This is a genomic window from Klebsiella sp. BIGb0138 (genome assembly GCF_004342285.1).
Classification (GTDB): domain Bacteria; phylum Pseudomonadota; class Gammaproteobacteria; order Enterobacterales; family Enterobacteriaceae; genus Klebsiella.
In genome coordinates, this window is sequence record NZ_SMCV01000017.1 from 47,909 (window position 1) to 62,954 (window position 15,046).

General features: G+C 57.5%; 13 protein-coding genes. 5 read left to right on the plus strand and 8 right to left on the minus strand.

All coding sequences use genetic code 11. The annotated features are described in order from the left end of the window. Positions 1–117: 117 nt before the first annotated feature. Both fieF and pfkA read left to right on the plus strand, forming a co-directional pair. Positions 118–1,014, plus strand: a complete 897-nt coding sequence (gene fieF / locus EDF73_RS25870; protein WP_132731809.1) for a CDF family cation-efflux transporter FieF — start codon at positions 118–120, stop codon at positions 1,012–1,014. Positions 1,015–1,216: 202 nt separating this feature from the next. Beyond that, the gene (gene pfkA, locus EDF73_RS25875; RefSeq protein WP_132731810.1) at positions 1,217–2,179 is read left to right on the plus strand and encodes a 6-phosphofructokinase; all 963 of its coding nucleotides are present in this window, start codon (positions 1,217–1,219) and stop codon (positions 2,177–2,179) included. Between the two features lie 60 nt (positions 2,180–2,239). Here the strand turns inward: pfkA and rraA are convergent, their stop codons facing one another. The 7 genes from rraA to priA all read right to left on the minus strand — a co-directional run bounded on the left by rraA (position 2,240) and on the right by priA (position 10,218). Further along, positions 2,240–2,725, minus strand: coding sequence for a ribonuclease E activity regulator RraA (rraA, locus tag EDF73_RS25880; protein ID WP_004869382.1), 486 nt, complete (start codon positions 2,723–2,725; stop codon positions 2,240–2,242). Positions 2,726–2,817: 92 nt separating this feature from the next. Beyond that, a complete protein-coding gene (gene menA / locus EDF73_RS25885) occupies positions 2,818–3,744 on the minus strand; it encodes a 1,4-dihydroxy-2-naphthoate polyprenyltransferase (protein ID WP_132731811.1) in 927 nt (308 codons plus the stop codon). Between the two features lie 66 nt (positions 3,745–3,810). Further along, on the minus strand, positions 3,811–5,145 hold the full coding sequence (gene hslU / locus EDF73_RS25890) for an HslU--HslV peptidase ATPase subunit (protein WP_132731812.1): 1,335 nt from the start codon (positions 5,143–5,145) through the stop codon (positions 3,811–3,813). A 9-nt stretch (positions 5,146–5,154) separates the two neighbouring features. Then, positions 5,155–5,685, minus strand: coding sequence for an ATP-dependent protease subunit HslV (gene hslV / locus EDF73_RS25895; protein ID WP_095105382.1), 531 nt, complete (start codon positions 5,683–5,685; stop codon positions 5,155–5,157). Between the two features lie 91 nt (positions 5,686–5,776). Then, a complete protein-coding gene (gene ftsN / locus EDF73_RS25900) occupies positions 5,777–6,751 on the minus strand; it encodes a cell division protein FtsN (RefSeq protein ID WP_132731813.1) in 975 nt (324 codons plus the stop codon). A gap of 91 nt (positions 6,752–6,842) precedes the next feature. Next, positions 6,843–7,871: a DNA-binding transcriptional regulator CytR gene (gene cytR / locus EDF73_RS25905; RefSeq protein WP_132731814.1), complete on the minus strand. Its 1,029-nt coding sequence runs from the start codon at positions 7,869–7,871 to the stop codon at positions 6,843–6,845. 151 nt (positions 7,872–8,022) lie between these two features. Continuing rightward, positions 8,023–10,218, minus strand: a complete 2,196-nt coding sequence (priA, locus tag EDF73_RS25910) for a primosomal protein N' (protein ID WP_132731815.1) — start codon at positions 10,216–10,218, stop codon at positions 8,023–8,025. A gap of 265 nt (positions 10,219–10,483) precedes the next feature. Between priA and rpmE the strand changes: the two genes are divergently transcribed. After that, positions 10,484–10,699, plus strand: a complete 216-nt coding sequence (rpmE, locus tag EDF73_RS25915) for a 50S ribosomal protein L31 (protein ID WP_004869403.1) — start codon at positions 10,484–10,486, stop codon at positions 10,697–10,699. 128 nt (positions 10,700–10,827) lie between these two features. Here rpmE and metJ read toward each other — a convergent pair whose 3' ends face one another. Further along, a complete protein-coding gene (gene metJ / locus EDF73_RS25920; protein WP_004869405.1) occupies positions 10,828–11,145 on the minus strand; it encodes a met regulon transcriptional regulator MetJ in 318 nt (105 codons plus the stop codon). Positions 11,146–11,449: 304 nt separating this feature from the next. Here metJ and metB point away from each other — a divergent pair, with 304 nt between their 5' ends. Both metB and EDF73_RS25930 read left to right on the plus strand, forming a co-directional pair. Then, on the plus strand, positions 11,450–12,610 hold the full coding sequence (gene metB / locus EDF73_RS25925; RefSeq protein ID WP_132731816.1) for a cystathionine gamma-synthase: 1,161 nt from the start codon (positions 11,450–11,452) through the stop codon (positions 12,608–12,610). 2 nt (positions 12,611–12,612) lie between these two features. Continuing rightward, on the plus strand, positions 12,613–15,045 hold the full coding sequence (locus EDF73_RS25930) for a bifunctional aspartate kinase/homoserine dehydrogenase II (RefSeq protein WP_132731817.1): 2,433 nt from the start codon (positions 12,613–12,615) through the stop codon (positions 15,043–15,045). Position 15,046 lies beyond the last annotated feature (1 nt).

The following is a 15,046-nucleotide window of genomic DNA, read 5'->3' on the forward strand; positions in this document are numbered from 1 at the left end:
CCCCTCATGATGAGGGGGTTTTTTTTGTCTGTCATTCAGCTAAACGACTTCTCCCTTGCGCCCCGTCGCAACAAAAGTTCGGGTTATACTAAGCGCATCGCCGGAAAAGGAGCGTTTATGGATCAATCTTATGGGCGGCTGGTCAGTCGTGCGGCCATTGCGGCGACGGTGATGGCCTCCGCGTTACTTTTGATTAAAATTTTTGCGTGGTGGTATACCGGATCGGTGAGTATTCTGGCGGCGCTTGTGGACTCGCTGGTGGATATTGCCGCCTCGTTAACCAACCTGCTGGTGGTGCGTTACTCGCTTCAACCCGCTGATGAGGAACATACTTTTGGCCACGGCAAGGCGGAATCGCTGGCCGCGCTGGCGCAAAGTATGTTTATCTCCGGGTCGGCTCTGTTCCTGTTTTTGACCGGCATCCAGCATCTGGCGCGGCCGGAGCCGATGCAGGCGGCGGGCATCGGCATGATTGTGACCCTGATTGCGCTGGCCAGCACGCTGGTGCTGGTGACTTTCCAACGCTGGGTGGTGAGAAAAACGCGAAGCCAGGCGGTGCGAGCAGATATGCTTCATTATCAGTCTGATGTTATGATGAACGGCGCAATTCTGGTGGCGCTGGGCCTCTCCTGGTATGGTTGGCATCGCGCCGACGCGCTGTTTGCCCTTGGAATTGGCATCTATATTTTATATAGCGCGCTGCGTATGGGTTACGACGCCGTTCAGTCGTTGTTAGACCGCGCACTTCCTGATGAGGAGCGTCAGGACATTATCAATATCGTGACCGCGTGGCCAGGCGTCAGCGGGGCGCACGATCTACGGACGCGGCAGTCAGGGCCGACTCGCTTTATTCAAATACATCTGGAAATGGAAGATAACCTCCCGCTGGTGCAGGCGCACGTGATTGCCGACCAGGTGGAGCAGGCGATTCTGCACCGTTTCCCGGGTTCTGATGTGATTATCCATCAGGATCCCTGTTCTGTGGTGCCGCTGGCGCGACAGGGCGTTTTTTGAGCTTTCGGTTATAGTCTGTAAACTCGATGTAAAATGTGGGGCGGATCGGCATTTTTTGTATAAATTACCGCCATTTGGTCTGACCTGAATCAATTCAGCCAGAAGCGTTTGATATACTATTGCAATTATCGTCGTGCACTCCTGGTGAAGGAGCGCTTCAGGCAACAGGATTATTTTTTGCTTCCTAAGTTCAGAGGTAGTCATGATTAAGAAAATCGGTGTATTGACAAGTGGCGGTGATGCGCCGGGCATGAACGCAGCAATTCGTGGCGTTGTGCGCGCAGCATTAACGGAAGGTCTGGAAGTTTTTGGAATCTATGACGGTTACCTCGGCCTGTATGAAGATCGCATGGTTCAGCTCGACCGCTATAGCGTTTCCGATATGATCAACCGTGGCGGCACCTTCCTGGGCTCAGCGCGCTTCCCGGAATTCCGCGAAGAGCACATTCGCGCCGTGGCGCTTGAGAACATGAAAAAGCGCGGCCTGGATGCGCTGGTTGTTATCGGCGGCGACGGTTCCTACATGGGGGCGATGCGTCTGACCGAAATGGGCTTCCCGTGCATCGGCCTGCCCGGCACCATCGATAACGACATTAAGGGCACCGACTACACCATCGGTTTCTTCACCGCTCTGAGCACCGTTGTTGAGGCCATTGACCGCCTGCGCGATACCTCCTCTTCCCACCAGCGTATTTCTGTGGTGGAAGTGATGGGCCGTTACTGCGGCGACCTGACCCTGGCCGCGGCGATTGCCGGCGGTTGTGAGTTCATCATGGTGCCGGAAGTGGAATACTCGCGTGACGATCTGGTCGCCGAAATCAAAGCGGGCATCGCCAAAGGTAAGAAACACGCCATCGTGGCGATTACCGAACACATGTGCGATGTGGACGAGCTGGCGCACTACATTGAGAAAGAGACCGGCCGCGAAACCCGCGCGACCGTTCTGGGCCACATTCAGCGCGGAGGTTCTCCGGTTCCTTATGACCGTATCCTGGCGTCCCGCATGGGTTCCTACGCGATTGAACTGCTGCAGCAGGGCTTTGGCGGCCGCTGTGTCGGTATTCAGAACGAGAAGCTGGTGCACCATGACATCATCGACGCTATCGAGAACATGAAGCGTCCATTCAAGAATGACTGGCTGGACTGCGCGAAGAAACTGTATTAATTCTGCCGCAACGGCAACAAAAAGGCCTTCTCAGAGAGAAGGCCTTTTTTCATGGGCGGGTCATTCGATATCCAGCGCGTCCTCGGAGAGGATAATCCCGGTATTATCGGCATACAGATGGTCGCCGGAGAAGAAGGTCACGCCGCCGAAATTGACGCGTACGTCGCTTTCGCCGATGCCTTCGCCCGCGGCGCCCACCGGGATGGCGGCCAGCGCCTGGATGCCGATATCCAGATCTTCGAGATCGTCAACCTGACGAACCGCGCCGTAAACCACTATCCCTTCCCACTCATTTTGTACGGCCAGACGCGCCAGGTCGGCGTCAATCAACGCACGTCGGACGGAACCCCCGCCGTCGATCAGCAAGATGTGACCACGGCCGTTCTGTTCGAGCATATCGTATAGCAACCCGTTATCCTCGAAACATTTCACCGTGATGATTTGTCCACCAAACGACGACCGTCCGCCAAAATTGGAGAACAGAGGTTCCACTACGTTGACATCTTCCTGGTAGATGTCACAAAGCTCGGAAGTATCGTATTTCATAGGCTTAACGTTCAGTTGCTGCGAGAGTTTTTAGTATATCTCGCGAATCGCATTGTTGGCAAAATCATCAATTGTTAATTGATATTTGTCAGTTAACCCACCAGCTTGCTGCAAATAATCCCAATGACAAACAGCAGGTTGGTCAGGAGCGCCGCTTTTACCGTACGTTCCAGCATTGGACGCATCGCCACGGGAGCGCGTTCACGCAGCACAAATCGCGCCTGCTTCACCAGCAGCGGCATGGCGAGCAGGAACAGCCAACCCCATGGGTTATGTAGAGAAATCAGATTAAACAGCGCCAGACACAGCGGAGCGCCGATGAGCAGGCAGCTGTGGTAGCGGCGGGCGTTAAGCGGCCCCAGACGCACGGCGAGGGTATTTTTACCGTTCTCCCTGTCGCTATCGATATCGCGCAGATTATTGATATTCAGCACCGCTGCGGCTAACAGACCGCAGGCGGTGGCGGGCAGGAAAATCGTCGCGGCAATGCTGTGGGCCTGCAGGTACCAGCTTCCGACGACGCTCAGCCAGCCGAAGAACACCAGCACGGAGATATCGCCAAGGCCGATATAACCATAGGGGCGAGTGCCGACGGTATAGGTAATGGCGGCGATTATCGATAAGCTCCCCAGCACCATAAAGCCAATAAAATCGGCCATCGTCTGCCAGGCGCAGAACAGCAGCGCCAGCCCGGAAAGACAAATCAGCACCACGGTGACGATCAGCGCGCGCTTCATCTGCGCCGGGGTGATCGCCCCTTTTTGCATCCCGCGCAGCGGGCCGAGACGATCGGGCTTATCGCTGCCCTTAACCGCATCACCGTAATCATTGGCCAGATTGGATAAGATTTGCAGCAGGCCGGCGGTAACCAGCGCCAGCAGGGCTACCCAGGGATCGAAGTACCCCTGCTGCCACGCCAGCGCCGTGCCGACAACAATGGCGGAGAAGGCCAGCGGTAACGTTTTTGGCCGCAGGCTTTCCAGCCAGGCCTGGGTTCGGTTTATCGGTTGTTCAGTCATAATTCCTGGCCAAAAAAATGGGGCTATATAGCCCCATCGATTGTGATGAAAATACATTGAACCGGATTATAGGATAAAACGGCTCAGATCTTCATCTGCCACCAGTACATCCAGATGTTTACCGACATACTCAGCATCAATGGTGATGCTCTGGCCATTCATTTCGCTGGCATCGTAGGAGATGTCTTCAATCAGACGCTCCAGCACGGTGTGCAGACGACGCGCGCCGATGTTTTCGGTGGTTTCGTTCACCTGCCATGCCGCCTGAGCAATACGCTTGATGCCCTCTTGCGTAAACTCGATGTTAACGCCTTCGGTAGCCATCAGGGCTTTGTACTGGACGGTGATAGAGGCGTTCGGCTCGGTCAGGATGCGCTCGAAATCTTCCGTCGTCAGCGCTTTCAGCTCGACGCGAATAGGCAGACGGCCCTGCAGTTCCGGGATCAGATCGGACGGACTCGCTACCTGGAACGCGCCGGAGGCGATAAACAGGATGTGGTCGGTTTTCACCATCCCGTGCTTGGTCGACACGGTGCAGCCCTCTACCAGCGGCAGCAGGTCGCGCTGAACGCCTTCGCGGGATACATCCGGGCCGGAGCTGTTGCCGCCGCGCTTACAGATTTTGTCGATTTCGTCGATAAACACAATACCGTGCTGTTCAACGGCATCGATGGCGTCCTGCTTGAGTTCTTCCGGGTTGACCAGCTTCGCCGCTTCTTCTTCGATCAGCAGCTTCATCGCATCTTTGATTTTCAGCTTACGCGGTTTTTGCTTCTGCCCGCCCAGATTCTGGAACATCGACTGCAGCTGGCTGGTCATCTCTTCCATGCCCGGCGGGGACATGATTTCAACGCCCATCGGCGCAGCGGCGAGATCGATCTCGATCTCTTTATCGTCGAGCTGACCTTCGCGTAGTTTCTTACGGAATGCCTGACGCGCAGCGGACGGTTCCTGAGTCTGCTCCGCCTGGCCCCAGTTATTTTTTGCCGGTGGGATCAGCACATCCAGAATGCGCTCCTCCGCCAGCTCTTCCGCGCGATAGCGGTTTTTATCGATGGACTGCATGCGGACCATTTTGATCGCCGCATCGGTCAGATCGCGGATAATAGAATCCACTTCCTTGCCCACATAGCCCACTTCGGTGAATTTGGTTGCTTCAACTTTGATGAACGGCGCGTTGGCCAGCTTCGCCAGACGGCGAGCGATTTCGGTTTTACCGACGCCGGTCGGGCCGATCATCAGAATGTTTTTCGGCGTGACTTCATGGCGCAGCTCTTCATTCAGCTGCATACGGCGCCAGCGGTTACGCAGCGCGATGGCGACAGAACGCTTCGCCGCGTCCTGACCGATAATATGTTTGTCCAGTTCGCTGACAATTTCGCGTGGGGTCATTTCAGACATGGGAGATCCTTACGCTTTAGAAGCTAATTCTTCGATGGTGTGGAAATGGTTGGTATAGATGCAGATATCGCCTGCAATATTCAACGCTTTCTCTGCGATGTCGCGAGCGCCCATATCGGTATTTTCCAGCAGAGCGCGAGCAGCGGCCTGGGCGTAGGGACCACCGGAGCCGATAGCAATCAGGTCGTTTTCAGGCTGTACCACATCACCGTTACCAGTAATGATCAGCGACGCATTTTCGTCGGCGACGGCCAGCAGGGCTTCCAGCTTGCGCAGCATGCGGTCGGTACGCCAGTCTTTCGCCAGCTCCACGGCGGCTTTGACCAGGTGACCCTGATGCATTTCCAGTTTACGTTCAAACAGTTCGAACAGCGTGAAGGCGTCGGCAGTACCGCCAGCGAAGCCAGCGATCACTTTGTCGTTATAGAGACGACGGACTTTTTTCACGTTACCTTTCATGACGGTGTTGCCCAGCGTGGCCTGGCCATCACCGGCAATAACCACATGGCCGTTACGGCGAACACTAACTATTGTTGTCACGAGCAGACCCCTTGGTTACAAAAGCGGAATAGGGGCCCCGCGGCTGACGCGGGGCAGAATGCAATTATAGATGGGGGGGATTTTTAGGGTTTCAACCCCTGGCGGCGAGACGAATGCAGTTTGCGTGTCCGGCCATTTTCAGACGAGTGATCATATCGTTGGCGCTATCCTTGCCTTTCAGCGGCCCAATCACCACGCGATTCCAGCCATTGTTAGTGGTGATGCGTGAGGAAAATCCTTCAAATGCCAGCTGAGCGCGGACGGTTTCCGCCTGCTCGGCGCCTTTAAAGGAGCCGCATTGAATCATCCAACTGCGATCGTCTTTCTTCTCGACAGGCGCTTTCGGCGCCTCTTCAACGCGAGCGACCGGTGCGGCCGCCTGGGTTTTCGGCTGCGTGGTAGTATGCGCAGGCGTCTGCAGCAGATCCTGATACGGCTGCGTCGTCGAGGCGGTTTGTTTCGGCTGTTGTACCGGCTTAGGCTGCGATACCGGCTGCTCGGCAACCCGCTGCTGTGCGCGCGGCTGCTGGACAGGTGCTGCCTGCTGCTGGGCCTGTTGCTGCTGTTGTACCTGCTGCGCCGCGAGGCGCTGACGCTGCAGCGTCTGCTGGCGCTGAGCCGGCGTTTGTTCGTTCCACGGCACTTCGGTTAGCTGAGTCGGCTGCTGGCGCATATCCGCCTGCATCTGTGCCAGCAGCTGACGCTGTTCGTTGGTCAGCTGTTCCGGCTTCATAACTTCCCCGCCGGCCGTGGGTTCGGTAGGCGCACGGACGCCAGGCTGGCGACTTTCCAGCTCTTTGATATAGCGCCAGCGCTCTTCGGGTTTTGGCGGCAGGCCGTTACCCGCCACCTGACGGTTTTGCAGCGCTTCCGCTTCTTCTTTTTTATGGTGCGTGATGAAGTACAGTCCACCGATAAAGGCCACCAGCACTGCCGCCGCGATCGCAACCATAGTAGGTGAAACCGCCGGAAGGCTGCTTTGTTTATTCCTTGAGCTGCGGGTATTGCCCTTTTTGCGCCGCGAAGAAGCCGGTTGGCTGCGGCGTACATAATCTCGTTGTGCCACTATCGTTTCGCTGTTTTATTCGTTCGTCAGTCCGCCATGTTACTTAAGCGGCGGGCCTTTGACCAGAAGAGCAGGCCCGAAAGCCTGATGGTTATGTTCTGATTTTGCGTGTACTACCGCGTACGATCAGTTCGCAGTCCAGCAATCGTGAACCGCTGTTCACATTATGACCGTGGAGCTGGTCCAGTAATAGCAGCATCGCTTCGCGGCCAATATCAAAGCGCGGTTGTGCAACGGTCGTCAATGGCGGATCGCAAAATTCAGACAAAGAGATATTATCGAAACCCACAATAGACAGGTCGTCAGGCACTTTCAGGCCGCGGCGTTTTGCCAACGACAGGGCACCCAGCGCCATAATATCGCTGTGGCAGAATACCGCGGTCGGCGGCACCGGGAGCGCCAGAAGCTGTTCCAGGGCGTTGGCCCCGGCCTCGTAGGTAAAATTACCGCGCGCAATATAGTGGGGGTCAATGGTTATCCCGCTGCGGCGCAGCGCCTGCACGTAACCCTGGAGGCGGTAATGGCAGAGCGGCATCTCTTCCGGACCGGCGATACAGCCAATGCGCTGGTGCCCGAGTTCGTGCAGATAGTTCACGGCATTGAACGCGGCGGTGAGGTTATCGATATGCACCGTCGGTAGCTCAAGCTCAGGCGCAAATTCATTCGCCATCACCATCGGCGGGAGATTGCGCTGCTCTTCCACACCGGCGTCGAACGGCAGACGGGAGCCTAACAGCAGCATCCCGTCGATCTGCTTGGTAATTATCAGGTCGATAAAGGTTTTTTCCTGCCGGTTCTGATGGGCGCAGTCGCCGATCAGTACCAGATACCCCTGTTCCGCAGCGGTGATTTCGATACCCCGGATAATCTCGCTGAAAAAGGGATCGCAAATATCCGGCACGATGACCAGAATCGTACGCGACTCGTTGCGTTTCATATTGCGCCCGAGCGACTGCGGTAAATAACCGACTTCAAGCGCCGCCTGTTCCACGCGGTTACGGGTGGTCTGCGAAACCTTATCGGGATTCATTAACGCTCGGGACACGGTTGCCGTTGAAACGTTTGCCTTCAGGGCAACGTCTTTCATCGTGGCGGCAACCACCTGTTTTTTGGGCTTCACCTGTTTTCTCCTCGCTGACTGGCGCAGACACATCCCTTGCGATCTGACATCAGCAACATTTTTAGCAGATAGTCGATGTAGAGAGTTACAGAATTTTCATAAAAAACGTGATGGTTGTTGAATTTTTTCGATCCGTCTCGCAAGAGAAGGCTTAACCTTCAATAGGATCGACGTCGAGAACCCATTTTACCTTGCGCGCTTCCGGCAGCGTATTAATCAGCGCCAGCGTACCGCTGACGATATGCTGTAAGCGAACGCGTGACGGATGTTGCAGCAGGATCTGCCAGCGCCAGCGGCCGCCGCGTTTGGGGGCCAGCGCCGGAACCGGGCCAAGAACCCACAGTTTGTCATCGGCCAGCGGGCTGGCCTGCAATAAATTACGCAATTGCTGTAAGAACAGCGGCGCCTGCTGGTTGGTATGATCTTCGGCGCGAATCAGGACATGGCTGGTCCACGGCGGTAGCTGCATGGTCTGTCGTTCCGCCAGCGCCTGTTCGGCAAAGGCGTCGTAGCCTTTGTACAGCAGGGTTTGCAGCAGCGGATGTTCCGGGTGATGGGTTTGCAGAATCACTTCGCCCTGCTTACCGGCGCGGCCGGCGCGGCCAGAGACCTGGGTATAGAGCTGGGCGAAGCGCTCCGCCGAACGGAAATCGGCGGAAAACAGCGCGCCGTCGACATCCAGTAGCGAAACCAGGGTGACGTCCGGGAAGTGGTGGCCTTTTGCCAGCATCTGCGTGCCGATCAGAATGCGCGCCCCGCCGCGATGGATATCGCTGAGGTGCTGTTCGAGTGCGCCTTTACGGCTGGTGGTATCCCGGTCGACGCGTGAGATCGGCACGCCGGGGAACAGCGGCGCCAGCGCCTGCTCCAGTTGCTCGGTCCCCAGCCCGACCGGCACCAGATGCGTCGAGCCGCAGGAGGGGCACTGACGCGGAATCGGGCGCTGGCTGTCGCAGTGGTGGCACCGCAGATGATGCTGCGCCTGATGCAGGGTGTAGTAGCTGTCGCAGCGCGGGCATTCGGCGATCCAGCCGCAGTCATGGCACAGCAGCGCCGGGGCGAAGCCGCGACGGTTCAAAAACAGAATCACCTGATTATCGGCCTGCAAGTGCTGGCGCATGCGGGCAATCAGCGCCGGAGAGAGACCCGCCTGTAGCTGCTGCCCCTTTAAATCCAGCACGTGCTGCTGGGCCGGACGGGCGTTACCCGCGCGTTTCGTTAACTTCAGCTGGCGATATTTTCCCTGACGAACGTTGTATAAGGTCTCCAGCGCCGGAGTTGCCGAGCCCAGAATAATCGGAATTTGCTCGCTGTGAGCGCGCCAGACCGCCAGGTCGCGGGCATGGTAGCGCCAGCCTTCCTGCTGCTTATAGGAGCTGTCGTGCTCTTCATCGATCACGATGACCCCGAGATCTTTAAACGGAGTAAACAGCGATGAGCGGGTGCCGATGACGATCGCCGCCTCGCCGTTTTTGGCTTTCAGCCAGGCGGAGAGACGCTCGCTATCGTTAAGACCGGAGTGCAGGACCTCAACCGGGGCGTTAAACCGCTGGCGGAAACGGGCGATAGTTTGTGGCGTCAGGCCGATTTCCGGCACCATCACCAGCGCCTGGCGGCCTTGCGCCAGCACGTTTTCCAGCACGCTGAGATAAACCTCAGTCTTTCCGGAACCGGTAATACCTGCCAGTAACCAGGTGGAAAACCGGTCGGACGCGCTGTGGATCGCCCCAACGGCGGTGGCCTGTTCGGTGTTAAGGCGCAGCCGTTCGCCGGGGATGGCAAAGTGGGTTCGCCAGTCGGTGAGGGTCGGAGCTTCGCTTGCCAGCTCGCAAAGCCCTTTACCGCGCAGCGCCTGCAGCGCCGCATCGTTAAATTCCAGCTCCGCAACCTGATGGCGCCAGATTTTCCCCTGGCGTAGGGCGGCCAACGCCTGCTGCTGTTTAGGCGAGCGTTTGAGGCTATTGAGGTCGACGGCCTGGCCCTGTTCGGTTGCGAACCAGTACCACTGCGGCGCCGCGCTGGCCGGTTTACCCTGGCGCAGCATGATCGGTAGCGCGTGGAACAGCACATCGCCGATAGGGTGGTGGTAGTAGTCGGCCGCCCACAGCAGCAGGCGCCAGACGGCAGAAGAAAATACCGGCTCGGCATCGAGCGTTTCGACCACCGGTTTTAGCTCATCCAGCGGCAGCTCGCTGCGCTCGCTGATAGCGGTGACAATCCCAATGCGCTCCTGTTTGCCGAACGGCACCCGCACGCGACAGCCGGCTTTGACGGACATACCTTCAGGTAGCACATAGTCAAAGGTGCGGGGCAGCGGAACGGGCAGGGCAACGTGGGCAACGGGCATGTCATCTTCCTGACTTGAAATCTGGCCGGTTAGTATACACATTGTGATAAGGGCACGCGGATCAGTTTGCATATGCTGGTTAAATTCTGTATGATTCGCCGCCTTTGGTGTGCTTCGTGCGACATCAAACCTATACTTATTACCCGAGAGTTCCGCACGGCGGTCATTGTGCCGGCAGCGTGGAAGGTGACGGGAAATTATTAACATCGCGTGGTGTCTGGCGTTAGGGCTGGAAGAGCGACGCGGCCTTAACTGAGGTTCTCCCATGAAAAAAGATATTCACCCGAAATACGAAGAAATTACTGCTTCTTGCTCTTGCGGTAATGTCATGAAAATCCGTTCTACCGTAGGTCACGACCTGAACCTCGACGTGTGCGGTAAATGCCACCCGTTCTACACTGGCAAGCAGCGTGATGTTGCGACCGGTGGCCGCGTTGACCGCTTCAACAAGCGCTTCAGCGTACCGGGTACCAGCAAGTAAGTTGCTGGAAGAAAAAGCCGCCTCAGGGCGGCTTTTTTTGTTTCTGGCGTCATACGCTGCCCGGCAGCCAGGGCCGAACAGAGACAAAAAAGGGCAGAAGGAAGCTTCTGCCCTTTTTATTTATTGACTTAGTATTCCCACGTATCCGGGTCGATACCCATCTCGCGCATAATCTGTTTCGCCGCTTCCGGAATCTCATCGCTGCGCTCTTTACGCAGGTCTTCATCGTTCGGTAACGGTTGACCGGTAAATGCATGCAGGAACGCTTCACACAGCAGTTCGCTATTGGTGGCGTGACGCAGGTTGTTGACCTGCCGACGCGTGCGTTCATCGGTGAGGATCTTCAACACCTTCAGAGGAATGGATACCGTAATTTTTTTTACTTGCTCACTCTTCTTACCGTGCTCAGCGTATGGGCTGATATATTCGCCGCTCCATTCAGCCATGAGATACCTTTAATCCTCTAGTCATTAGTTAAGGGCCTGAATATCTGTCCGTCATACTGCAAGCTGCCTGTATGACGGGTAGAGAACCCGGACCATAATTGCGCATAGTTTACCGTAGAGGGGGCGTTCTGACACCCGATAAGCCCCTGCCGATGTGCGCTAATGCATATAATTTTAACGGCTATTCGCTGTTTGCTCAATCTATACGCAAAGAAGTTTAGATGTCCAGATGTATTGACGTCTATTGTGACAATGATTACTCTGGTGCCTGACTTTTCACCGATTCAGCCCAGGAACTGCCCAAATGACGCGTAAACAGGCCACCATCGCAGTGCGTAGCGGTTTAAATGACGACGAACAGTACGGCTGCGTTGTCCCGCCGATTCACCTTTCCAGTACCTATAACTTCACCGGCTTTAACGAACCCCGTGCCCACGACTATTCCCGTCGCGGTAACCCAACCCGTGATGTGGTGCAGCGCGCGCTGGCGGAGCTGGAAGGTGGAGCGGGCGCCGTGCTGACCAATACCGGCATGTCGGCAATCCTGCTGGTGACGACCGTGTTCCTGAAACCGGGCGATCTGCTGGTGGCCCCGCACGATTGCTACGGCGGCAGCTATCGCCTGTTTGATAGCCTGGCGAAGCGCGGCTGCTACCGCGTACTGTTTGTCGATCAGAACGATGAGCAGGCGCTGAACGCGGCGCTGGCGGAAAAACCGAAGCTGGTATTAGTCGAAAGTCCAAGTAATCCGTTGCTGCGGGTGGTGGATATTGCGAAAATCTGCGCGCTGGCTCGTGAAGCGGGGGCGGTGAGCGTGGTGGATAACACCTTCCTGAGCCCGGCGTTGCAAAACCCGCTGGCGCTGGGCGCCGATCTGGTTCTGCATTCGTGCACCAAATACCTCAACGGTCACTCCGATGTGGTGGCTGGGGTGGTGATTGCCAAAGATCCGGAGACTGTCACCGAACTGGCATGGTGGGCGAATAACATCGGTGTCACCGGCGGCGCGTTCGATAGCTATCTGCTGCTGCGCGGTTTACGTACGCTCTCTCCGCGTATGGAAGTGGCGCAGCGCAACGCGCTGGCGATTGTCGACTATCTGAAAACCCAGCCGCTGGTGAAAAAACTGTATCATCCGTCTCTGGCGGAGAATCAGGGGCACGAGATTGCTGCGCGTCAGCAAAAAGGTTTTGGCGCGATGTTAAGCTTTGAGCTGGAGGGCGATGAGCAGACATTGCGCCGTTTTCTGAGCGGATTATCGCTATTTACGCTGGCTGAATCGCTGGGGGGCGTAGAAAGTCTGATTTCGCACGCCGCGACGATGACCCACGCAGGCATGGCGCCTGAAGCACGTGCGGCAGCGGGGATTTCAGAAACGCTCCTGCGTATTTCGACCGGTATTGAAGATGGTGAAGATTTAATTGCCGACCTGGAAAATGGCTTCCGGGCAGCAAACGAGGGATAAACATGAGTGTGATTGCGCAGGCAGGGGCGAAGGGTCGTCAGCTGCACAAATTTGGTGGGAGTAGTTTAGCGGATGCGAAATGTTACCTGCGCGTCGCGGGGATCATGACGGAATACTCGCAGGCCGGCGACATGATGGTTGTCTCCGCCGCGGGCAGCACCACCAACCAGCTGATTAGCTGGCTGAAGCTCAGCCAGACCGATCGCCTCTCTGCGCATCAGGTGCAGCAGACGCTGCGCCGTTATCACATCGATCTGATTACCAGCCTGCTGTCAGCGGAGGCCGCTGATACGCTGATCGCGACCTTTATTCACGATCTTGAACGTCTTGCCGGCCTGCTGGATAGTGGCGTGACCGATGCGGTATACGCTGAAGTCGTCGGCCACGGTGAAGTGTGGTCCGCGCGCCTGATGGCGGCGGTCCTCAACCAGCTGGGTCTGGAAGCGGCCTGGCTTGATGCGCGCAGTTTCCTGCGCGCCGAGCGCTCCGCTCAGCCGCAGGTGGATGAAGGTTTATCCTACCCGCTGCTGCAGCAGCTGATGGCGCAACATCCCAATAAACGCCTGGTGGTAACCGGATTTATCGCGCGTAACAACGCCGGTGAAACCGTCCTGCTGGGGCGTAACGGTTCCGACTATTCCGCCACCCAGATCGGCGCTCTGGCGGGCGCCTCCCGCGTGACCATCTGGAGTGACGTTGCCGGAGTCTACAGCGCTGACCCGCGCAAGGTGAAAGACGCCTGCCTGTTGCCGCTGCTGCGTCTCGATGAAGCCAGCGAGCTGGCGCGTCTGGCGGCGCCGGTGCTGCACGCCCGCACGCTTCAGCCGGTCTCCGGCAGCGATATCGATTTGCAATTACGCTGTAGCTATACGCCCGATCAAGGTTCTACGCGTATTGAACGCGTCCTGGCTTCCGGTACCGGCGCGCGCATCGTCACCAGCCACGATGACGTATGCCTGATTGAGTTCCAGGTGCCTGCCGGTCAGGATTTCAAGCTGGCGCACAAGGAGCTGGATCTTATCTTTAAACGCGCCCAGCTGCGTCCGCTGGCGGTGGGCGTGCATGCCGACCGTAAGCTGCTGCAGTTCTGCTACACCTCGGAGGTGGCCGACAGCGCGCTGCGCCTGTTGGATGAAGCCGGTCTGCCGGGTGAACTGCGTCTGCGTCAGAAGCTGGCGCTGGTGGCGATGGTGGGCGCAGGCGTTAGCCGTAACCCGCTGCATTGCCACCGTTTCTGGCAGCAGCTGAAGGGACAGCCGGTTGAGTTTACCTGGCAGTCGGAAGAGGGAATTAGCCTGGTGGCGGTGCTGCGCGCGGGTCCGACGGAAAGCCTGATTCAGGGTCTGCATCAGACTCTGTTCCGCGCGGAGAAACGCATTGGCCTGGTGCTGTTCGGTAAAGGCAATATCGGTTCGCGCTGGCTGGAGCTGTTCGCCCGCGAGCAGACCACGCTCTCTGCCCGCACCGGCTTTGAGTTCGTGCTCGCCGGGGTGGTCGATAGCCGCCGCAGCCTGCTCAACTACCAAGGTCTGGACGCCAGCCGCGCGCTGGCGTTCTTTAATGATGAAGCCGTAGAACAGGATGAAGAGTCGCTGTTCCTGTGGATGCGCGCCCATCCGTATGATGATTTAGTGGTGCTGGACGTCACCGCCAGCGAGCAGCTGGCCGATCAGTACCTCGATTTCGCCAGCCATGGTTTCCACGTGATCAGCGCCAACAAGCTGGCCGGCGCCAGCAGCAGCGACAAATATCGCCAGATTCACGACGCGTTTGAGAAAACGGGCCGCCACTGGCTGTACAACGCCACCGTCGGCGCCGGCCTGCCGGTCAACCACACGGTGCGCGATCTGATTGATAGCGGCGATACCATCCTCGCGCTGAGCGGTATTTTCTCCGGTACGCTCTCCTGGCTGTTCCTGCAGTTTGACGGTAGCGTGCCGTTTACCGATCTGGTCGATCAGGCCTGGCAGCAGGGTCTGACGGAGCCGGACCCGCGCGTTGACCTGGCGGGGAAAGACGTGATGCGTAAGCTGGTTATTCTCGCCCGTGAAGCCGGTTATGACATCGAACCGGATCAGGTACGGGTCGAATCTCTGGTGCCCGCGCATTGCGAAGAGGGGTCCGTCGATCACTTCTTTGAGAATGGCGAGGAGCTGAACGAGCAGATGCTGCAGCGTCTGGAAGCCGCCCGTGAGCTGGGGCTGGTTCTGCGCTACGTAGCGCGTTTTGATGCCAACGGGAAGGCGCGCGTCGGCGTTGAAGCCGTACGTGAGGAGCACCCGCTGGCGGCGCTGCTGCCGTGTGATAACGTCTTCGCCATCGAGAGCCGCTGGTACCGCGATAACCCGCTGGTGATCCGTGGCCCGGGTGCCGGTCGCGATGTCACCGCGGGCGCGATTCAGTCGGATATTAACCGCCTGGCGCAGCTGCTGTAAT